The sequence below is a fragment of the Anaerotruncus sp. G3(2012) genome (assembly GCF_000403395.2).
Taxonomy (GTDB): Bacteria; Bacillota; Clostridia; order Oscillospirales; family Ruminococcaceae; genus Anaerotruncus.
On the sequence record NZ_KE159668.1, the window covers coordinates 210,379 to 230,773 of the forward strand.

General features: G+C 58.3%; 17 protein-coding genes. 14 read left to right on the plus strand and 3 right to left on the minus strand.

The window, feature by feature from the left end:
• Window positions 1–60: 60 nt before the first annotated feature.
• Window positions 61–1,050, plus strand: coding sequence for an ABC transporter permease (locus C814_RS12835; RefSeq protein WP_016315750.1), 990 nt, complete (start codon window positions 61–63; stop codon window positions 1,048–1,050).
• Between the two features lie 340 nt (window positions 1,051–1,390).
• Here C814_RS12835 and C814_RS12840 read toward each other — a convergent pair whose 3' ends face one another.
• Window positions 1,391–2,194, minus strand: coding sequence for a sugar phosphate isomerase/epimerase family protein (locus tag C814_RS12840; RefSeq protein WP_016315751.1), 804 nt, complete (start codon window positions 2,192–2,194; stop codon window positions 1,391–1,393).
• Between the two features lie 447 nt (window positions 2,195–2,641).
• On the opposite strand from C814_RS12840, the gene C814_RS12845 reads away from it, so the two are divergent.
• A complete protein-coding gene (locus tag C814_RS12845; protein WP_016315752.1) occupies window positions 2,642–3,700 on the plus strand; it encodes a LacI family DNA-binding transcriptional regulator in 1,059 nt (352 codons plus the stop codon).
• Window positions 3,701–3,730: 30 nt separating this feature from the next.
• On the opposite strand, the gene C814_RS12850 is transcribed toward C814_RS12845, so the two are convergent.
• Window positions 3,731–4,636, minus strand: a complete 906-nt coding sequence (locus C814_RS12850; RefSeq protein ID WP_016315753.1) for an NAD(P)-dependent oxidoreductase — start codon at window positions 4,634–4,636, stop codon at window positions 3,731–3,733.
• 339 nt (window positions 4,637–4,975) lie between these two features.
• Here C814_RS12850 and C814_RS12855 point away from each other — a divergent pair, with 339 nt between their 5' ends.
• The 6 genes from C814_RS12855 (at window position 4,976) to C814_RS12880 (ending at window position 12,194) form a co-directional block, all read left to right on the plus strand.
• Entirely contained in the window at window positions 4,976–6,367 is a 1,392-nt protein-coding gene (locus tag C814_RS12855; RefSeq protein WP_242829007.1) for an amidohydrolase, read from the plus strand.
• Window positions 6,368–6,563: 196 nt separating this feature from the next.
• A complete protein-coding gene (locus C814_RS12860; RefSeq protein WP_016315755.1) occupies window positions 6,564–7,406 on the plus strand; it encodes a transketolase in 843 nt (280 codons plus the stop codon).
• Window positions 7,396–8,337 (plus strand): transketolase family protein, encoded by a 942-nt coding sequence (locus tag C814_RS12865; RefSeq protein WP_016315756.1) that lies wholly within the window; start codon window positions 7,396–7,398, stop codon window positions 8,335–8,337. Before C814_RS12860 ends, C814_RS12865 begins: the two co-directional genes overlap by 11 nt.
• A 26-nt stretch (window positions 8,338–8,363) precedes the next feature.
• Window positions 8,364–9,254, plus strand: coding sequence for a sugar phosphate isomerase/epimerase family protein (locus C814_RS12870; protein WP_016315757.1), 891 nt, complete (start codon window positions 8,364–8,366; stop codon window positions 9,252–9,254).
• A gap of 18 nt (window positions 9,255–9,272) precedes the next feature.
• Complete coding sequence (locus C814_RS12875; protein ID WP_016315758.1) at window positions 9,273–10,229, plus strand: D-2-hydroxyacid dehydrogenase; 957 nt, start codon at window positions 9,273–9,275, stop codon at window positions 10,227–10,229.
• Between the two features lie 273 nt (window positions 10,230–10,502).
• The gene (locus C814_RS12880; RefSeq protein WP_016315759.1) at window positions 10,503–12,194 is read left to right on the plus strand and encodes a hypothetical protein; all 1,692 of its coding nucleotides are present in this window, start codon (window positions 10,503–10,505) and stop codon (window positions 12,192–12,194) included.
• 157 nt (window positions 12,195–12,351) lie between these two features.
• On the opposite strand, the gene C814_RS12885 is transcribed toward C814_RS12880, so the two are convergent.
• The gene (locus C814_RS12885) at window positions 12,352–12,630 is read right to left on the minus strand and encodes a hypothetical protein (RefSeq protein WP_016315760.1); all 279 of its coding nucleotides are present in this window, start codon (window positions 12,628–12,630) and stop codon (window positions 12,352–12,354) included.
• A gap of 266 nt (window positions 12,631–12,896) precedes the next feature.
• On the opposite strand from C814_RS12885, the gene araB reads away from it, so the two are divergent.
• The 6 genes from araB to C814_RS12915 all read left to right on the plus strand — a co-directional run bounded on the left by araB (window position 12,897) and on the right by C814_RS12915 (window position 20,380).
• Window positions 12,897–14,576, plus strand: a complete 1,680-nt coding sequence (gene araB / locus C814_RS12890) for a ribulokinase (protein WP_016315761.1) — start codon at window positions 12,897–12,899, stop codon at window positions 14,574–14,576.
• A gap of 267 nt (window positions 14,577–14,843) precedes the next feature.
• Window positions 14,844–15,752 carry a MurR/RpiR family transcriptional regulator gene (locus C814_RS12895; protein WP_016315762.1) on the plus strand — a complete coding sequence of 303 codons (909 nt, stop codon included), beginning with the start codon at window positions 14,844–14,846 and terminating at the stop codon, window positions 15,750–15,752.
• Between the two features lie 36 nt (window positions 15,753–15,788).
• Window positions 15,789–17,276 carry an FGGY-family carbohydrate kinase gene (locus C814_RS22275; RefSeq protein ID WP_016315763.1) on the plus strand — a complete coding sequence of 496 codons (1,488 nt, stop codon included), beginning with the start codon at window positions 15,789–15,791 and terminating at the stop codon, window positions 17,274–17,276.
• Between the two features lie 223 nt (window positions 17,277–17,499).
• Window positions 17,500–18,570, plus strand: coding sequence for an alcohol dehydrogenase catalytic domain-containing protein (locus C814_RS12905; protein ID WP_016315764.1), 1,071 nt, complete (start codon window positions 17,500–17,502; stop codon window positions 18,568–18,570).
• The gene (gene hxlB / locus C814_RS12910) at window positions 18,567–19,133 is read left to right on the plus strand and encodes a 6-phospho-3-hexuloisomerase (protein ID WP_016315765.1); all 567 of its coding nucleotides are present in this window, start codon (window positions 18,567–18,569) and stop codon (window positions 19,131–19,133) included. Before C814_RS12905 ends, hxlB begins: the two co-directional genes overlap by 4 nt.
• A 191-nt stretch (window positions 19,134–19,324) precedes the next feature.
• Window positions 19,325–20,380, plus strand: coding sequence for a galactitol-1-phosphate 5-dehydrogenase (locus tag C814_RS12915; protein ID WP_016315766.1), 1,056 nt, complete (start codon window positions 19,325–19,327; stop codon window positions 20,378–20,380).
• Window positions 20,381–20,395: the final 15 nt, after the last annotated feature.

Below are 20,395 nucleotides of genomic sequence, written 5' to 3' on the forward strand. Positions count from 1 at the left end.
GCCGCCGGCTCCCGGAATGGGTGAATCTTGCTGTGCAGACAGCACGAAGGAGGTTTCGGCATGGAAAGAACTACCGCCCAGCCGGCCCGGCGGCTTCCGTTTTCCCGTGATTGGCTGACACCACAGAAACTGATGCTTAACTGCGGCCTGTATCTCGCGATTATCGCGATCTTCGCAACCTTTGCGATCATCAATCCGGATTTTCTCACTGCCCGCAATATGGTCAACGTGTTTGAACAGTCAGCCTATTATCTGGTCTGTGCGGTGGGGATCACGTTTGTGCTTGTCAGCGGCAACAACGATATGTCAGTCGGCTCCCAGATTGCCTTTTCCAGTGTGGTTGCGACCCTGTACCTCTCATCGACCGGGAATATCCCCATGTCGATGCTGATGATGCTGGCGTTTGCCCTGCTGATCGGATTTTTTAACGGCCTGTTTGTCGTTATTATCGGCCTGCCCCCGTTTATCGGGACGATCGCGACCGGCTATGTGGTGCGCGGTATCGTCGCCTACTATACCAAACAGGAGACCCAGTATGGGTTACCCCGCGTCTACACCCAGTTCGCATGGACCAAGACGTTCGGCATCTCCAATCTGACCTGGATTGCGCTGCTGATCATGCTGTTCGGGCTTTATGTGCTGCATTGCACCTCGTTCGGGCGCAAGGTCTACGCCTGCGGCGGAAATCCCGTTGCGGCGCAGGTTATGGGGATCAACGTAAAGCGGGTCAAGATCGCCTGTTATATGATTTCGGCCGTTTCGGCGGCGGTAGCGGCCATGATGCTGATGTCGCGGATGGGTGCGGCCCGCTCGGGCACTGCCGATCTGCTGCATACCGAATGCGTTGCGGCTGCGGTCATCGGCGGGACCAGCCTGAAAGGCGGACAGGGAAGTGTCATCGGTACCTTTGTAGGTGTTTTTCTGGTCGCAATGATCCGCAACGGGCTAAACAGCGAGGGGATCAACTCGTTCTGGCAGCTCGTGTTTACCGGAGGGATCACCCTGTTTGCCGCGGTGCTGGATAGCTATAAATCGCGCGCAAACGCCTGACCCGAAAAGAAGGCTCCAAAAAGGGGACCCGGACGGAATCCGCTGGGCCCCCTTTTTCTGTAGGGATATTTTGCAGGGCGATGAAGGCTCCGCCACCACGCCCCGCTGTTTTTGACCGCCGCACTGCGAGCGTTTCAGAGCGCAGCTGCCAAAGCGGCTCTTAGGCCGGGCAAAAATGGACGAGATTTTAGCGCCGCGCTCCGGCCTGAGATTCGGCGTTTCGCACCGGTCGGGCCATGCATGACGTTCCAGCAGCAGTTTTTCGGGTAATTTGCCGCCTAAGAACGGCAAAAGGGTGCTTTTTGCAAGTGAAAAAGCACCCTCGAAAAGGTAGGACAGTTTAAAAAAGGTTATGCAGCAGGCGGCAGGCTTCCGGGAGGTCGGAAACGGGGTTCCGGGCATACGCCTCGATGCTGACCCGCCCCTGGTATCCAGCGGAAAAGAGCGGTTCGAGGGCATCCCGGCAAGCAGATAGATCGTCCTGCAATGGATAGGTGCGCTCAGGATATGCCGCGTAATGGATATGCCGGAGCTTCTGGCCGCGGCAGAGCTGCATGAGCGAATCAGGGCTGTCCTGCTGTTTCCAGAAATGGTAGAAATCAACGATCACACCGACATTCCCACACCCGCAGGCATCCGCTGCGCGCTGCGCATCCGAGAGGGTGGAAACAAAGCTGTGTTCCTCGTCGTTGATCGGCTCGATCGCCAGCGAGACCCCGCGTTCCGCTGCCTGCGTCCCGAACCGGTGAAGGAACTCCAGATACTGCGGGAAGCCGTCCCGCTCCCAGTCGAAGCCCTCCGGAACGGTGGCGCGGTTCGGCCCACTCATCGTGATGAGGCTGGTCCCCATCTGTTCGGCTGCCGAGAGGGAGCGGTGGATATAGTCTTCCAGACGCACAGGATCAGCGTGCGGCCCGATCAACGCCATTCCTTTGGGGATCGCGTTGTTAAACACCTCGGCAGGCAAGCGGGCTTCATCGAGCAGTTTGCGGTAGGCGGCGGTTTCCCTGGCGTCCAGCAGGAGCAGCCGCGCAAGCGATACCTCCGCATAATCGTAGCCTGACTGCCCGGCCAGCGGGACAGCTCTGCGGGCAAGCGGGTCATCCGGGGTGGCGAGCAGCAGCAGACAGCAGCCAGTTTTCATAAAGAACGACCTCCTTCGTTGGATTAAAAAAGAATAGAAATACAGAACCCGTATTCACAACCATTCGACACCGCCTGAGCGGGTCTTTGGCTGGCCTGCCGCGTTGAAAAATCTTGCAATACACAAAGTATTGTCTGCGTTTTTTCGCCTTGCAGGGCAGCAAAATCCCTCGCCCATCCGGCATCATCTGATTATGAATACAGGTTCACAGTTTCCGGATGATCGGGCGACAGCACCGAAAATAGAACCCGGCTCCACAGCTCGGCTGTGGATGTCAAAACCTGTGGTTTTGACAAGATGGTTGAAAAGCATACAAAAAAGGCGAATTTGGGCGGAAAAGCGGTTCTAATAACTTGCAATAATGTTACCATTTTGATATAATTGTGATAGGATTTGGGAAATTCGGGAAGAAAAAACTGCTGAATATGCGCCAAAGGGGAAAGAACCATGAAGACTACAATCAAAACCATCGCGCAGAAGTGCAATGTTTCTCCTGTAACGGTTTCGCGTGTGATAGCGAACAATCCGAGCGTGAACGAAAAGACCCGCCAGTTTATCCTCGACACAATGAAAGAGCTGGATTACCGTCCACAAAAGGTCGAGGCACTCACCGAGCGGCAGCGCGCCCGGATGATCGTTATGGTGATGGAGGACATCACCCGCAACGCCAACGCGATCGTACGGGCAGCGGCAAACTATCTGCGGGAGAATGGCTATCTCTCAATCTTTTGTGAAACAGGCGCAAAGGCCGCCTATTTTGATGAATACCTCACTGCACTGATCGAGCGGGGGGTGGTGGACGGCTGCATCGTCATCACCAGCCTTGCCGCCCGCACCGAGCTGGCGCGGATCGCCGAGAAGCACCGGCAGCTCCCGCTGGTGGCGGTGCACTGGTGCGAAGCATGGTCGAAAGTAGATTCGGTCATTCTGGACAGCTACCACGGCTCGATCTGCGGCGTTAATTTTCTGGCCGATATGGGGCACAGGTACATCGCGCTGGTCAACGCGCCTCCGGAGGCGTCAGGCTCCTATGAGGAGCGGATGGGCTATCTGGATACAATGCACAGGCGTGGGCTGCCCGCCGATGAAAAGTATATCCTTTCCGGGAATCTGGAGAAGTCGGGAGGCGTGCAGGCGGCGCGGAAACTGCTCTCCGAGATGCCGGAAGTAACCGCCGTTCTTTCCTCCAACTACGCGATGGCGCGCGGCATTGTGGATGAACTGGCCGCTGCGGGCAAACGGGTGCCCGAGGATATCAGTGTGGTACCGTTTGGAATCTTCCAGTCGGGGGAGGATCAGCGGGACTTCACCGCGGTAGGGGCAAGCTATGTGGACGCCGGAATCATCGCTGCCAGGATCGTGCTGGAGCGGATTCAGGAGATCAAAGAGCATCAGATTCAGTTCAATACGGTAAAAAAGGTGGTGCTGGAACCGGAGGTATTCCTCGGCACTTCGGCGCAGCCTCCCGCAAAAGCGTATGTCCCCCAGCTGGAAAGGAAGCGCTGACCGCTTTTTAGGCGGTCAGCCTTTTTGTGCTTATTCCGGGAAATCGAACTGGATTTCCAGCCCGGCGGGCTGCTCCAGTGTTTTGACCACCGACCAGATGTCCTCCTTGCCGCACTGTTTCATGCTCTCGCGGAAGTTGGACGAGATACCCTCGAGGGCGGGCAGGGAAAGCCCGAATGCGGACGCGGATGCACAGGCGATCTGCATGTCTTTATCGAGGATCGAGAGCGGGTTCCCGGTGCCGGTAAACACCCTGCCGGCGACGTGCTTGGCGGTGGCCCGGAAGATGCCGTTGGAAGCGCTGGTCCCGTCGAGCACCTCAAAAACAGTGCGGGGGTCCAGGCCGGATGCGGTCCCGAGCGCCAGCAGCTCACAGGTTCCCTCGAACATCAGGCTGAAAAACGCCTGCATACAGGTTTTGGCTTTCTGCCCCATGCCGGGCTTGTCCCCGACGCGTATGACTGTCGAGCCGAGCTGGTTGAGCAGCTCCTGATTTTTGGAGAACGCTTCCGGGGATGCGCCGACCATCAGGTAGAGTTCACCCGAAGCGCTGGTTGCAGCGGTACCGCGCACCGGGCAGTCGACCAGATGCAGGCCCAACGGTTCCAGCCCTTTCTCCGCTTCCTCACAGGCCGCGTATCCAACCGATGCGGTAACCAGCACACTGCCCCCTTTGGGAAGCACGTTTGCAGCCCCGTCCTGCCCGAACAGGACGTCCTGCACCTGCTCGCCGTTGAAAACCATCAGAATCAGAGCCGATGCGCCGTCCGCAGCCTGTGCGGGGGAGGGGGCTGCCGTTCCGCCCTTCTGCTCCAGCAGCTGCATCCGTTCGGGCAGCAGGTCAAAGCCCTGCACCACATAGCCGCGCTTGAGCAGATTTTCCGCAATACCCATGCCCATCGTTCCCAGTCCGATGATCCCAATTTTTGTTTTCATTGAAATTCCCCTTTTCTTATCAGTTGTTTGGTGATTTGGCCGCACATTTTCCGCCTTTTTAAGACTAAATGATTTGAAATGGAATGTCAATATAAAGATATAAATTTATCATTAAATATTCATAGAAATTAGCAGGATATATAAGCCATCCCTTTTTCTCACGGTTGCTTATCTGGAAAAACCACCAATTAGGACCGCTTTTTCTTGACAGGAACAGAGAAAAACAAAAAAATCGATCGTTCCGGATTGCAATTTTGATCGCAAAATGTTATCTTATAAATAGCAAAAAATTATCATTAAATTGCAGAAAAAGAATCAGGAAGGGCAAAAGGAGGTTTCATGATGATGCTGGGAGAAAAAGCATTTGCGTCGATCGAGGAGCTGTCGGGCCAGCTCTGCGCGATGAGCAGGAAAATCTGGGAGAATCCGGAGGGACCCTATCAGGAAAAAATTGCAAGCGACACCTGCGCCGCATTTTTGGAGGCGGAGGGGTTTCAGGTCGAGCGGGGATGCTTCGGCCTGCCGACCGCGCTGCGTGCGCAGTGGGGTTCCGGACATCCGGTGATCGGCTTCCTCGGGGAATATGACGCGCTGCCCGGACAGAGCCAGAAGGACGTTCCATATCAGGAGCCGGAGGTCCCGGGCGCTTACGGGCATGGCTGCGGACATAACCTGCTCGCAGTAGGCATGGCAGGCAGTGCTGCGGCGATCAAGCGGGAGATGGAGGAGCAGAAACTCTCAGGCACCCTGGTCTTTTACGGATGCCCAGCCGAAGAGGTTTTGACCGGCAAGGGGTTTATGGCGCGGGCAGGCGCATTCCGGGAGCTGGACTGCGCGCTCGCATGGCATCCCGGACGGTATACCCGCGCATCCTACAGCGTTTGCACCGGGGTGAACTCGGTGAAATACCATTTCACCGGCAAGACCGCACACGCCGCCTGTGATCCGGAGAAGGGGCGCAGCGCGCTCGACGCGGTGGAGCTGATGAATGTGGGGATCAACTATCTGCGGGAGCATGTCCCGATGGATGTGAGGATGCATTATGTGGTTACCGATGGCGGAAGTGCGCCGAATATCGTTCCGGATCATGCAACCGTCTGGTACTATGACCGCGCCCTGACCCGTGAGACGATGAAGATGGTCGAAGAGCGGATGCTCAAGGTGGCGCAGGGGGCCGCATGGATGACCGAAACCGAACTGACGGTAGAACGGCTGGGCGGCTGCTATCCGACCCTTCCCAACCACCAGCTTGCCGATCTGATCGACGAATGTATGCGTGCGATCCCGCAGGAGCCGTGGACCGAAGAGGAGATCGCATACGCCCGCAAAATCAATGAGACGGTGCCCGACCTCTGGAAAGAGAGCGTACGGTTCTCCGGCGCAAAGGACCCGGACACCCAGCTTCATTCGGGGGTTATGACGATCGACGAGGCCGACGATTACGGTTCCACCGATGTCGGGGATGTGGGCCATATCGTACCGACCACCTTCTATAAAACCGCCTGCTACAGCATCGGCGCGCCGGGGCACAGCTGGTTGGTAGCGGCCTGCCTGGGGCGCTCGATCGGCCAGAAAGGGATGCTCTACGGCTCCAAGGTGACCGCGCTCGCAGGTTTGCGGCTGCTCACCGAGCCTGAGCGGGTGCTCAAGGCACAGGATGAGTTCAGGGAGAGTATGCAGGGCCGGACCTACGAATGTATGATGCCGGATGACCTGCCCGCACCGGTCTGAGCGGGATTGACGCCCCAAAGAAGAAAACAGATTCCAGGGCTGGCTTGGAAACGGGGAAAAGGACAGATGTTTCGCGGGGAACAAGCGGCGGAAACAGGAACCCACCGCACATTCCGCACAACAGACACCGCCTCCTGTAAAACAGACGTCCATTCCGATGGTTCAGCCAGCCTTTGGCCCAAAGGGAGGAAATAGAATGCGCCATGCAGCGGATCAACGGGATCAGGAGCTGGAATCGCTCTGCCGCACGATGCGGGTCGAGCTGATTGAACTGCTCCACAGGATCCAGACCGGGCACCCGGGGGGAAGCCTCTCCTGCTGTGAAATCCTGGCAACCCTCTATTTTGAATGTATGAACATCCGTCCGGAGCAGCCGGACTGGAACGCCCGGGACCGGTTTGTGCTCTCCAAAGGGCACGCCGCCCCCATGCTCTATCTCACGCTTGCCCACCGGGGATTTTTCCCGGTGGAATGGCTCCCCACCCTGCGCCAGTACGGCAGCCGGCTCCAGGGACACCCCTGCGCCCACAAAACACCGGGGATCGACTGTTCGACCGGCCCGCTCGGGCTGGGGCTTTCGGCAGCGCTCGGCATGGCGCTTGCCGCCCGGCTGGACGGCCAGGACTACACCACCTGGGTGCTGTTGGGAGATGGGGAAATTCAGGAAGGAGGGGTCTGGGAGGCCGCGATGTCGGCTAACAAGTTCCGCCCGGGCCGGTTGGTTGCAATCCTCGACCATAACGGGGTGCAGCTCGACGGGACCAATAATGAGGTTATGCCGATGGACCGGATTGCCGACCGCTGGCAGGCGTTCGGCTGGGAAGTGTTCCCCTGTGACGGGCACAGCATCCCTGCCCTGCGGGAGGCCCTGAACCGGGCGAAGGCGTCCGATGCGCCGGCGCTTGTGATCGCGGAAACGGTGAAGGGCAAAGGGGTCTCGTTCATGGAAGGCCAGAGCGCGTGGCATGGAAAGCCGGTCAGCCGGGAGGACTGCCTCTGCGCATTGAAGGAACTGGGGGTGGATCGCAATGCCGGATAAGGTTTCGATTCGGGATGTTTATGGGGCAGCGCTCAAAAAACTGGGGCAGCAGGAGGAACGGGTCGTTGTGCTCGAGGCTGATGTGGGCGGCTCGACCAAAAGTGCGGTCTTTGGGAAGGCGTTCCCCGACCGGTATTTCAACGTCGGGATTGCCGAACTCAATATGGCAGCGATGGCGGCGGGCTTCGCTTACGCTGGGAAGATCCCGTTCGTCAACACATTTTCGGTCTTTCTCACCACCCGCGCTTCCGATCCGATCAGCAGCATGATCGCCTATGACCATCTGAATGTCAAGCTCTGCGGAGCCTACAGCGGACTTTCGGATGCTTACGATGGCGCAAGCCATCACGGCATTTTTGACATGGCGTTCGTCCGCTCGCTGCCGGGGATGACGATCCTTTCGGTCTGCGACCCTGTGGAGACCGAAAAAGCGGTATTCGCTGCCGCGGAGATCGAAGGCCCCGTATATCTGCGCCTCTCCCGCGCCGAAGCGCCGGTGCTCTATCCGGAGGACATGGTATTTACGCCCGGCAAGGGAATCCTGCTGCGGGAAGGCGCGGACGTCTCGCTCCTGGCAACCGGGCTGATGGTACACCACGCACTCGAAGCCGCCGGCCTGCTTGAGGCGGAGGGGATTTCTGCGCGGGTGGTCGATCTGCATACGGTCCAGCCGGTCGACCGGGAACTGGTTCTCGAATCTGCGGAAAAGACCGGATGCATCGTCACCGCGGAGGAACACAGCATCCGGGGCGGGCTTGGGAGCGCGGTCGCAGAGGTGCTCGCGCAGGGGCGCCCCACCATACAGGAATTCGTGGGCCTTGACAGCTATACCGAGAGCGGCGCGTATGGGGCGCTGCTGACCGCCTATCATCTGGATGCGCAGGCGATCGCCGAAAAAGCGCGGCTTGCATTACAGCGTAAAAAGGCATAATCAGCTTTAGGAAAGGGGAAACCGATATGAACGAATCCATCCACCGTTATTTTCAGATTGGAACCATCCAATGGATGAGCCATCCGCGGAAGGAGCTGCTCACCTCGATCCGGGAGATCGCCTGTGACGATTTCTTTGACGCGATCGAGATCGGGAAATTTCCGGACGAGCAGACCCGGGAACAGGCGGTTAAGCTGCTGTCCCAGAGCCATCTGACCGTCTGCTACGGCGCGCAGCCCCGGCTGCTCGGGCCGAAGCTCAACCCGAATGACCTCGACGAGGAGGGACGCAAAAAGGCCGAAGCCACCCTTCTGGAAGCGGTTGACGAGGCAGAGAGCGTCGGCGCGCGGGGGATCGCTTTCCTGGCGGGCAAATGGTCGGCGGAGACCAGACAGGAGGCGTTTGCGCAGCTCCTGAAAACCACCCGCGCGGTTTGCGATTATGCGGCGGGCAAAGGGATGATGGTCGAGCTGGAGGTATTCGACTACGATATGGATAAGGCGGCGCTGATCGGCCCCGCTCCCTATGCGGCGCAGTTTGCAGCCGAGATGCGGACAACCCACAGCAATTTTGGACTGCTGGTCGATCTTTCCCACTTCCCTACCACCTACGAGACCAGCAGGTTTGTCATCCGGACGCTGCGTCCGTATATCACCCATTTCCATATTGGCAATGCTGTGGTACAATCGGGTTGTGAGGCGTACGGCGACCAGCACCCCCGTTTCGGATTCCCCAACAGCGCGAACGATACCCCCCAGCTTCTGGACTTTTTCCGGGTGCTCAAAGAGGAAGGGTTCTTCTGCGCGGAACAGCCGTACGTGCTTTCGCTGGAGGTCAAGCCCTGGGGCGATGAGGACGAGGACATCATCCTCGCGAATACCAAACGGGTGATCCGCCGCGCCTGGGCGATGCTGTAAAAGACAGGAGGAATTTGCTTGAAAATTGTGATTCTGGACGGATACACGGAAAATCCCGGCGATCTGAGCTGGTCGGGGCTGGAAGCACTGGGCGAGCTGACCGTCTACGACCGGACCCCGCCTGAGCAGGTCGCTGACCGGATCGGAGATGCGGAGATCGTGATTCTCAACAAGACGCCGCTGCCCCGCGAAATGCTCGACCGCTGCCCGAATGTCCGGTACATCGGGGTGCTTGCCACCGGCTACAATATCGTCGATGTGCAGGCGGCGAAAGAGCGGGGGATTCCGGTCTGCAACATCCCCACCTATGGCACCGATGCGGTCGGGCAGTTTGCGATTGCGATGCTGCTCGAGATCTGCCATCATGTGGCGCACCACGATGCGGCCGTACATGAAGGGCGCTGGGAGTCCTGCCCCGACTGGTGCTTCTGGGATTATCCGCTGATCGAGCTGGCCGGCAAGACGATGGGGATTATCGGGTTTGGCCGGATCGGCCGCACCACCGGCCGGATTGCGCGCGCACTCGGGATGCAGGTGGTCGCCTGCGACAGCATCGAGACCGATGAAGGCCGGGAGATTGGGCGGTATCTGCCGTTGGAGGAGCTGTTCGCCTGCTCGGATGTGATCGCCCTGCACTGCCCTCTTTTCCCTGAAACCCAGGGGATCATCAACCGGGGCACCATCGCCAAAATGAAGGACGGGGTGATCCTGCTCAACAACAGCCGCGGCCCGCTCATCGTCGAGCAGGATCTCGCGGATGCCCTCAACAGCGGCAAGGTTTATGCAGCCGGTCTGGATGTGGTCTCGACCGAGCCGATCCGGGGAGACAACCCCCTGCTCAAGGCGAAAAACTGCCTGATTACGCCGCATATCAGCTGGGCGCCCAAAGAGAGCCGCCAGAGGTTGATGGGGATTGCGGTTGAAAGCCTGCGCGCGTTCCTGGATGGAAACCCGATCAATGTGGTGAATCCGTAAAATAGAGGCTCCCTGTTACAGAAAACAGCAGCCGGACAAAAGTCCGGCTGCTGTTGGCATTGGGCGCCTCTTTTGCAGAGGGCGGGCCCCGCAAACAATGGATGCAGGATTGCTGCGGTGCTGCACTTTGCCAAAAGGGAGCACAAATGATATTTTGCAGATGGCAGGGGCAGTTGTGTGGGACAGGCTGTCCCCTTTTGGCAGTTTGAATGGTTATTCTATGTGTTAATATGTTATAAATTCCAGTATGATAACATGGAGGAGGTCCTGTTAATGAAATCTCTCTGGTGCGCAGCCCTGGCAGTGGCGGTTGCCCTAGGCGGCTGCGGCATAGCAGAGCCGGGAACCGATGACCTGATCCTGAAAGATCCCGAGATCCCGTCTGTCAGTTCTGCGCGGCATACCAGTCAACCGGAATCATCGGTATCAAGCGGGGCGCCAGATACACAAGAAAAACCATTTCCCGTTCTGCCGGAAGAATACGGCCTGCTCTGTGAAGCCGCCGGTCTGATGGGTGATCCGGAGGCATCCGTTCAGACCTGGCCGGTCGGGTTGGATGCAGTCAGAGGAATGCGGGTCCCGGACAGCTGGGAGCTGCGGCGTTCGATTGCCGCACTGCTGGCGGACGCGGATTTGGAAAAGCTGGACAGCGTCCCGGAGATGGCTGCGTCTGAAAGCGACCCAATCAGCATACAGATTGATCTGGAAGATCAATGGGCCTCGATTGCTGTCTCTCTGCTGTCGGAAAGCGACGCAGCCAATCCGGGCGGCGCATATCTGGAGGTGAGCGGTTCACAGACGGTATCCGCTGCGGATGGGGCATCCAGCCGGACAGACGATGCTGCTTTCCCGGATGTCGAAGCTTATGCCGGCAATCGGGTGCTCTATGAGCAGTTTGCCGCGCTGATCGAGCAGCATACCGAAGAGGTACATGCTGATTTTGGAGGGAAAGCTACCATCCTGCGTCCGGCTCCCGGTGCCTCTGAAACAGCGGCGATTGAAAATGCGATGGTACAGATAGGGGATATCCTGCTGTTGGGTTGGCGCGGCATTGGGCAAGCAGATCGTTACTGGATGCTTGAGGCACACAATACCGACACCGGCGGGATGCTCTATCAAATTCCACTTGGCGAAAGGCTGCTGACACGGATTTCCCCGTCCAACGCGTTTGAGCAGTTCGACTACTGCCTTTTTTTCCAGGATGGGGTGCTCTATAAGAACAGTCAGAACCCATCGGAGGAACTGGCCTATGATCTGCCTGCTGTGGTATCAGTTGCGGCTCAGGGGGATGGGCGGCAGGACGGCGGAATGTTCGACCTCTCCGGGGACAGGCTGGTCTGGGAGGCGGACGATGGGGTCTGGATTGCAAACCAGGACGGCAGCGATGCGCGGCTTCTTTATGCCAACTCTGCCATTCCGCAGACGCTTGCACCCGGAAAAGCCCTTCAGGTGGTCGAACCGCGCCTGCTCTGCGAGGGGGGCAGGGTGGTAATGACCATTTATGACAGCCAGGAGGCGGCTGACGGGATGGAAAATATCGGATTTGTAGTCTGTGACGCTGACGCCGGTTCGGGCAGGGAACCGCAGGTTGTCCCGTTCCAGGCGTACAGCCAGCCGCAAGGCCCAATCAAAGACCGGTACATGGTGCTGCGTAATCAGGAGGACACCTGCATCGTCGATGCGCAGGAGAGGACCTCGGAACTGCGGCGTCTTCCGTTTAATCCGGTGGCAGACTGCCAAAGCTACGATTTTGAAACGCTGATCTGCTTCGAGCAGCAGAGCGGCGACCGGTTTGCTGTTTACCGCTGCGGCGCGGACCAGCCGGACGACCGGTCCGGACTCCTGCTCAAGGGGGACATTTTTGGGACCCTGGCCGGCGTTACCCAGCAGTATGCGGTGGTTAAGGGTACCGACGCCGACGGGGAATGGCTTGCACTGGCGGACTATCTCGCAGAGAAACCTTGAGAAGCGTTTTTGGGTGAAATTTCCTTTTTGGATGGATATGGTTTTCTTACAAGCGAACAGGCTTCCTGCAAAAGAAACGGGAAAGCCCCTAAGATAAAAGGGACAGACGCTTTACAGCGCCTGTCCCTTTTGAGATCAGAAAAACGAAAGTCCCCGATTATTCCTCTTCATCCGGGTCCTTCTTATCCGCGTCACTGGCCTTGTCATCCGACGAAGCAGCTTCTGCATCGGGGGTCTGCTCCTCCAGCGCATCATCGTCACTCTCGACCTGGGTGGCATAGTAGTCCAGATCTTCCGCGTCCTCGTCCATCAACTCATCGTCAAAATCTTCACAAAGTGCGCATTTCCGGCGTTTGAAATAGGCTGCAAACGCCACAATAGCCCCCGCTACCGCGATCAGAAGCGCGACTATGGCGATGAAGCTGTTCTTTCCCATCTGCAAAAACCTCCCGTAAAAATCATTTCCGAATCCGATCGGTTATATTGTTTCTATTATAACGCTTCTTTTTCGGGTTGACAAGTCATTACTGTTATTTTGTGTGTGTTTTGCGAAAACATTCGTATCAAACCCAACATTCCCGCTCCCTCGCTTGACTTTTCTGTGCGGTCTGCTTTATAATCGAAATACTTCAAAAAAATCAAAATATTCCAAAAATATTTAAAAAAATTGCAAAGGAAGTCTTTGTCTGGGAGGGCTTGACGATGGCGAAAACAAAATACGTGATCGGTCTGGACTACGGTACCCTGTCGGGACGGGCAGTGCTTGTGGAAGCGGCAACCGGGGAGATCGCTGCACAGGCGGTAAAGGAATATCCCCACGCGGTGATGGACCGGGAACTGCCCTGCGGCGTGCGTCTGGAGGTGGACTGGGCGCTCCAGCATCCGCAGGACTATCTGGATGTGCTGACCGAAACGGTGCCTGCGGTACTGCGGCAGGCAGGGATTGCACCCCAGGAAGTGATCGGGCTTTCGATCGACTTCACCGCGTCCACCGTTCTTCCGATCGACCGGGACGGTACGCCGCTCTGTTTTCTGCCGGCATTTGAAGCTCGTCCGCACGCTTATGTGAAGCTGTGGAAGCACCATGCCGCCCAGCCGGAAGCGGATGAGATCAATGCGCTGCTCGCCGCGCGCGGGGAAATCGACCTCCCGCGCTATGGCGGCAAGATTTCCTCCGAACTGACCCTCCCCAAGGCGCTCCAGATCCTGCGGGAGGATCCGGAAATCTACCAGTGCGCCGACCAGATTCTGGAGGCGTCCGACTGGCTGACCTTCCTGCTGACCGGCTCCCGCCGCCGCACCGGAAGCACCGCCGGGTACAAGGCGATGTGGCTGGAAGGGGAGGGATACCCCGAGCGGGCATTTTTGAGGGCGCTTGACCCCCGGCTGGAAACCTATCCGGAGGACAAACTCGGTGAGGATATCTGTCCGGTGGGCAGCCGGATCGGGGAACTGAACCCGGTCTGGGCGGAAAAGCTGGGGCTTTTGCCTGGTACGGCGGTCGGGGCGAGCATCATCGACGCGCATGCCGGGCTCCCGGGATGCGGGATCACCAAGCCGGGACAGATGATGCTGATTATCGGCACCTCGAGCGTACAGGCTGCTCTAAGCGACCGCCCCTATTCGGGGGGCGGCATCTGCGGCGCGGTCAAGGGCGGGATCATGCCCGGCTACTATGCGCTGGAATCCGGGCTTGCGGGGGTCGGAGATATCTTCGGCTGGTTTGTCAACCACTGTGTCCCTGCCGCATACCATGAGCAGGCCAAAGGGGCCGGATGCGGGATGCACGAATATCTGACCCGGCTTGCGGAAAAGCTCGTCCCCGGGGAGAGCGGGCTGCTCGCCCTCGACTGGTGGAGTGGGAACAAGACCCCGTTTGTGGATGTTGACCTTTCGGGGATGGTCGTCGGGTATACCCTATCAACCCGTCCGGAGGAGGTTTACCGGGCGCTGATCGAGGCGACCGGCTTCGGTACCCGGCTGATTATGGAGGCGTTTGAGAATGCGGGCGTGTTGGTGGATGAAATCCGGGCCTGTGGTGGGATCGTGGAAAAAAACCCGCTCCTGATGCAGATTTACGCGGATATTACCAACCGGGAGATCAAGGTGGCGGCGTCCCAGCAGACCGCCGCCCTCGGCGCGGCGATGTACGCTGCGGTTGCCGCAGGTTCCGAACGGGGCGGCTATGACTCGATCTTCGACGCGGCGCAGGCGATGGGCCGCATCCAGGAAAAGACCTATCGCCCCATCCCGGCGCATGTCGCGGTCTACGAGACCCTATATCGCGAATACTGCCAGCTGAAGGACTATTTTGGCGCAAAAAATCCGGTGATGAAAACCCTCAAGCAGATCCGCCAGCAGGCATGGCGGCAATCGGTTTAAATCTCTTTCCGCACTGGGGAACAGGGTTCTCCGGTGCGGGAATTTTACTTTTCTGCAATTTTATTTGGAAGATAGCTATATGTTTCCAATTTCCTTTCGTGCATTTTGCTAAAATTAAATAGTTTGGGATGTTTTTTTTGTAAATTGCATTGACAACCCGGTTCCGGAATCTTATAATAGGTTTGTAAATAATTATCCGATAGAAAATTACCACGAAAAAGATTTCTATAAAAATCTTTTTCGATACTCGGCCAAAGGAGCTTTTTTATGCCGGAAACACCGCTTGTGGTCCTCTGCATCAAAAATAAATACCAGCAGATGAACCCCGCTATGAAGCAGATCGCTGACTACATCATCAGTAATCCAAACCGGGTGATCTATATGGGGATCAGTGAGCTGGCAGCGGCGAGCAGCGTGAGCATCGCTTCGGTGACCCGGTTTGTCAAACAGGCTGGATACCGGAATTTCAAGTCGTTCCAGCTTGAGCTTGCGGGTTCGCTCACCGAAAGCGTCGGCCCGGTTTCCAGCGATTCCCCCAGCAGCAAGATCACCTTCGAGTACGGCGGGGCATCCGAGCGGGACACGACCGAGGAGGTCTGTCGGAAGGTATTCAGCAGCAACCAGCAGATGCTCTCCGATACGATCAAGGCGCTCGATTTTTCCCTGGTGGAGATCGTCTCCCAACGGATTATCAAGGCGCGCAATGTCATCTTCCTCGGCTGCGGACGCTCGCACATCACTGCCGAAAGCGGCCGGACCCGTCTCTACCGTCTGGGAATCCCGTCCTTCTGCTACAGTGATGTGCACGAGCAGGTTGTCGCCGCCACCATGTGTGACAAGCAGGATGTGGTGATCGGGATCAGCAACTACGGCCGGACGGCATCGGTGGTCAACTGTTTGAAGCTCGCCCGGGAGCGCGGGGCGTTCACCGTAGGGATCACCAGCGCGGAAGGTTCCCCGCTGGCGCAGGCTGCCGAATACCTCTTCCTCACCGCTTATAACTACGCCAATCTTGAGTATCGCGGCCGTGACCACTCTTATGAACCGGCCTGCGAAAATATCACGCAGATCGTCCTGCTGGACTGTATTTATATGAATGTGGCGCTGCATATGGATAAAAACTGCCTGGACCGGTTCTATGAGACGGTCCGGGAACTCGAAAAAGAACGAATCTGATTTTGCCCCGGTTTGAGAAGGGGCGGAGGGAACGTTATGCAGATAATCGGCATTGATGTGGGCACCTCCGGCGCGAAAGCGGCTGTTTTTGAACCCGGCAGACGGATGGTGGCCTGTGTGCGGGAACCATATTCCTGCATCTGCCCGGCCAAGGGCCTGCTCGAGCTGGACCCGGAAGAGGTCTGGCAGGCGGTGGTCCGGTGCCTGAAGCGGCTGGCTGGGCAGGCCGACGCTTCACAGGTTGGGATGCTCGCCGTTTCGACACAGGGGGAAGCGGTCGTCCCGGTGGATCGGGAAGGCAAGCCGCTGATGAATGCGATCCTCACATTTGATTCCCGCAACGCGGAGGAGTTTGGCTGGTTTGCCGGACAGACCGACCGGTTCCGGGTGATGGAGCAGACCGGAATGCCGTCCCATCCGATGTTTTCAGCCACGAAACTGCTCTGGCTGCGCAACCATGCCCCCGATGGCTTTGAAAAAGCGTGGAAATTTTTCTGCTTCGGGGATTACATAGCATTCCGGCTGGGTGCGGCTCCCGCGATCGACTATGCGATGGCCAGCCGTACGATGCTTTTCGACCTGCGTGCGCGGCGGTGGTCGGAGGAACTGACCGGGCTCTGTGGAATACCGGTTGAAAAACTGCCCGAACCGGTTGCAGCGGGGACCCCGATCGGAACCGCAGGCCCCGTACTGACATCGCTCGGTTACCCCGATACGCTGCGGCTCTTCTGCGGCAGTCACGATCAAATCTGTTGTTCGTTGGGGGCAGGGGTGTTCGATGAGGGGGTCGCGATGGACTCGCTCGGCACCACCGAGAGCATCGTCTGTGTGAGCAGCCGGCTCACCGCCTCCCGGCAGAACCTCGCCTGCAATATCCCGGTTTACCCCTATCCAGGGGAGGGGCTTTACGCTTACATGACCTTCCTTACCACCTGTGCTTCCCTGTTGGAATGGTTCCGCACCAAACTGCTGGATGCGCCGGAGGAAGGGTTCTATGCGCAGTATGACCAGAAGCTCACCGAACTTCGGGATCAGCCCGCTTCGGTATTTGCACTGCCCTATTTCGCAGGGGCGGGTACCCCGCAGATGGATTTCAGAGCGCAGGGGCTGTTTGCGGGCCTGACACTCGATACCGACCGTTATCAGCTCTATCGGGCAATCCTCGAGGGGACCTGCTTTGAGGGGCGGCTGAATCTCGCCAATATGGAGTCCTGTGGGATTTCGGTGCGGGAACTGCGGTGTATCGGCGGCGGCGCGCGGTCTGCGCCGTGGCTCCAGATGAAAGCCGACATCACCGGCCGGAGGGTTGTCTCGATGGCCTGTGAGGAGGCGGGATGTCTGGGTGCGGCGATGCTTGCAGGGATGGGCAGCGGCCAGTTCCGCAGTCTGCGGGAGGCGGGCGGCGATCTGCTGCATGAACGGGGCGTGTTCCTGCCTGACCCGGAACGTGCCGCCCGTTATGAGGAAGCCTATCAGACCTATTTGAAGCTGTACCCAGCAGGCTCCACCCTGTATACCATTTAACTAGTTTTATCCGATGAAATGTTTTCTGGCCTGACTTCGCGCCGGCTGGCCCTGCGCACGCCGCGGCGGCAGCCAAAGCCAATCCAAGTCTTTCTTGAAAAGTTTCGCCCACCTTTTCAAAGGCAGCGGATTCCAAAGGCAGAGCCTTTGGTCGCGCTCTGCGCTGTGAGGATACCACGCGGCCTCGCCAAGAGGCTTATAAGCATAAAAAGGGGGTTTTCAGATGAAAGCTGCTGTTGTAGAAAAAATACGTGATGCCCGGGTACTCGAGGTGGAGGACCCCAAAACGCTCCCCGGAAGTATGAAAATCCGGGTGGAGGCGTGCGCGGTCTGCGGGTCAGACCTGCGAATCTTCACCAAAGGGGATCCACGGGCGACATTTCCGCGGATTATCGGTCACGAGATTGCCGGTACGATCGTCGAGTTGGGCGAGGGAACGACCGGTTATGCGGTCGGTGACCGGGTTTGCGTTGCGCCGGGCCACGGATGCGGTGAATGCAAATACTGCAAAAACGACATGGGGAACGTCTGCGTCAACCCTCAGCCGAGTATCGGTTACGCAAGCTCGGGCGGGTTTGCCCAGTATATCGTCCCGCCGGTAAACGTCGTGAAAAATGGCTTTGTCAACAGAATCCCTGACAACCTCTCGTTTGAGGAAGCAAGTATGTCCGAACTGCTCGCCTGCTGCATCAATGCGCAGGAACGCGCGATGGTCGGCGAGGGGGACACGGTGCTGGTGATCGGCCCCGGGCCTGCGGGCTGTATGCATATCCAGCTTGCCCGCGCGCGCGGCGCAAAAAAGGTGCTCCTTTCGGGACGCACTCCCGGCAGGCTTCAGAAAGCCGCCGAACGGTTCCATCCGGATGCGGTGTTCACCGAGCAGGGGGACGCGCTGGTCGAGCGGGTGCTCGCCGAAACAGATGGGCTGGGTGCGGATGTGGTGATCGTCGCCGCACCTTCCCACGAGACACAGGAAGTCGCTATCAAACTCGCGGCGCCGCGCGGACGGGTCAACTTTTTTGGCGGCCTGCCCAAGGACAACTGTATCTCCCATATCGAAGCAAACATCATCCATTATAAAGAGGTCATGCTGACTGGCGCGTCGTCCAGCCTCGGGCGGCAGAACCGCGAAGCACTCCAGCTTATCAGCGAAGGCAAGGTCAAGGCCTCTGACTATATTACCCACCGGTATACCCTTGATGAGTTTAACGAGGCATTCGCGGCGGTCGAGCGCAAGGACACGATCAAGGCGGTTCTCTTCCCCTGGAAGACCCGCGCGGAGCTGAACGGATGAGCGGCGGTTATGCCGAGGCCCGGGACCTGATCCTGAAGGAGCTGGCCGGAGCGCTCGGAAATGTGGAGGAAACAGAGGTCAGCCGGCTGGTCCGGATGATCTGTGATGCCGAAAAGGTGTTCGTCGTGGGGGTCGGCAGGGTGCTGCTGATGCTTCAGGCGCTCGCCAAACGGCTGAACCATCTCGGCATTGAGGCTAACTTTGTCGGTGCGATCGACGAACCGGCCATCACCGACCGTGACCTGCTTCTGGTCGGGTCAGGCTCGGGAGAAAGTGCGGTCCCGCTCGCAATCGTGAAAATCGCCAAGCGGTACAACGCTAAAATTGCGCATATCGGTTCCAATCCCAACAGCTCGATGGCGGAATATGAGGACCTGTTTGTCCGGGTTCCCTGCCGCACCAAGCTGAACCTGCCGGGCGAGATCGCCTCGCAGCAGCCGATGAGCAGCCTGTTTGAACAGAGCCTGCTGCTTCTGGGGGATACGGTCGCGATGCTGGTCATGCAGGAAAAAGGTCTGGACGACCTGCACGCGCTCTGGAAAAAACACGCGAATCTGGAATAAGTCCCGCGGGCATTCTGCCGCTCGACCCCGCCATCTTTAGGATGCCGCCCCACTGCGAGCGTCCCGGCGCACAGGGGCCAACTGGCGTGAAGCGCCGGCTGTCAGGCCGGAACAGAGACGGACAAAACTGTGGATAGCGAAAAAATCGAGTGAAATGTGAAAGCAGATTGAAAAAGAAGGGGGTTTGCCCAATGAGCGAACAGATGCGGGCGGCGGTGCTCCATGCGCCGGGAAAACTGGTGGTGGAGCAGGTTGCCGTCCCGGAGATCGGGCCGGATGACGTCCTGCTCAGGGTTTCGGCCTGCGGGGTCTGCGGGTCGGACATCCCGCGGGTGCTGACAACCGGTACCTACCATTTCCCGACCATCCCCGGGCATGAGTTCGGCGGCAGGGTGGTCAAAACCGGCAAACATGTCGAGCCCTCGCTCGTAGGCAGGCGTGCGGCGGTCATCCCATTGATCCCCTGCCGCAAATGCAGCATGTGCGAGGTCGGCGCGTTCGCCCTCTGTGAAGCGTATGATTTCCTTGGCTCCCGCAGCGACGGTGGGTTCGCCGAATACGTCAGGGTCCCGGCCCAGAACCTTGTGTTTGTGCCGGATGAGGTGGACGACGATTCTACCGCCTTCCTCGAGCCGATCAGCGTTGCGCTCCACGTGATAGAAAACTGCGGTGTTTCGTATGGCGATACCGTCGCAGTCTATGGTCTGGGCGCCATCGGGGTGTTTGTCGCCCAGTGGGCCAAAGTGTTCGGTGCAAAGACTGTCTATGCGGTCGATCTCGATCCCAAAAAGATCGAGGTTGCCAACCAGCTGGGCCTGTATGGGGTCAACAGTGCGGAAACCGATGCCGAAGCATTCCTGAAAGCACAGGGCGGTGTGGACCGGGTATTTGAAGCGTCCGGTGCACCGGCGGTTTTCAACCAGGCACTGCGGGTGCTGCGTCCTTCCGGGGTGCTCGGGCTGGTCGGACGTCCGACCAAACCGCTGGAAATCCAGGGGGATGCCTATGAAAAGCTGCTGCGCGGGCAGCTCACCATCAAGGGGACCTGGAGCTTTGAGTTCAAGCGGTTCCCCAAACATGCGTGGGAGACCAGCCTCGAGGCGCTGCGCACCGGCAAAATCCAGACCGCACCGATTATCTCCCACCGTCTGCCGCTCGAAAAAACGCTCGACGCGGTCAAACTGATGGCGGAGCATTCGGAACCGTTTTATAAAATTCTCATCAACCCGGCCCTGGATAGGGCCTGAAATAGACAAACATTA

Excerpts from the sequence above, each read along its gene's own strand:
- C814_RS12835 (WP_016315750.1), top strand. The coding sequence starts at position 61 with ATGGAAAGAACTACCGCCCAGCCGGCCCGGCGGCTTCCGTTTTCCCGT.
- C814_RS12840 (WP_016315751.1), bottom strand. The coding sequence starts at position 2,194 with ATGAAAACTGGCTGCTGTCTGCTGCTGCTCGCCACCCCGGATGACCCG.
- C814_RS12845 (WP_016315752.1), top strand. The coding sequence starts at position 2,642 with ATGAAGACTACAATCAAAACCATCGCGCAGAAGTGCAATGTTTCTCCT.
- C814_RS12850 (WP_016315753.1), bottom strand. The coding sequence starts at position 4,636 with ATGAAAACAAAAATTGGGATCATCGGACTGGGAACGATGGGCATGGGT.
- C814_RS12855 (WP_242829007.1), top strand. The coding sequence starts at position 4,976 with ATGATGATGCTGGGAGAAAAAGCATTTGCGTCGATCGAGGAGCTGTCG.
- C814_RS12860 (WP_016315755.1), top strand. The coding sequence starts at position 6,564 with ATGCGCCATGCAGCGGATCAACGGGATCAGGAGCTGGAATCGCTCTGC.
- C814_RS12865 (WP_016315756.1), top strand. The coding sequence starts at position 7,396 with ATGCCGGATAAGGTTTCGATTCGGGATGTTTATGGGGCAGCGCTCAAA.
- C814_RS12870 (WP_016315757.1), top strand. The coding sequence starts at position 8,364 with ATGAACGAATCCATCCACCGTTATTTTCAGATTGGAACCATCCAATGG.
- C814_RS12880 (WP_016315759.1), top strand. The coding sequence starts at position 10,503 with ATGAAATCTCTCTGGTGCGCAGCCCTGGCAGTGGCGGTTGCCCTAGGC.
- C814_RS12885 (WP_016315760.1), bottom strand. The coding sequence starts at position 12,630 with ATGGGAAAGAACAGCTTCATCGCCATAGTCGCGCTTCTGATCGCGGTA.
- araB (WP_016315761.1), top strand. The coding sequence starts at position 12,897 with ATGGCGAAAACAAAATACGTGATCGGTCTGGACTACGGTACCCTGTCG.
- C814_RS12895 (WP_016315762.1), top strand. The coding sequence starts at position 14,844 with ATGCCGGAAACACCGCTTGTGGTCCTCTGCATCAAAAATAAATACCAG.
- C814_RS22275 (WP_016315763.1), top strand. The coding sequence starts at position 15,789 with ATGCAGATAATCGGCATTGATGTGGGCACCTCCGGCGCGAAAGCGGCT.
- C814_RS12905 (WP_016315764.1), top strand. The coding sequence starts at position 17,500 with ATGAAAGCTGCTGTTGTAGAAAAAATACGTGATGCCCGGGTACTCGAG.
- hxlB (WP_016315765.1), top strand. The coding sequence starts at position 18,567 with ATGAGCGGCGGTTATGCCGAGGCCCGGGACCTGATCCTGAAGGAGCTG.
- C814_RS12915 (WP_016315766.1), top strand. The coding sequence starts at position 19,325 with ATGAGCGAACAGATGCGGGCGGCGGTGCTCCATGCGCCGGGAAAACTG.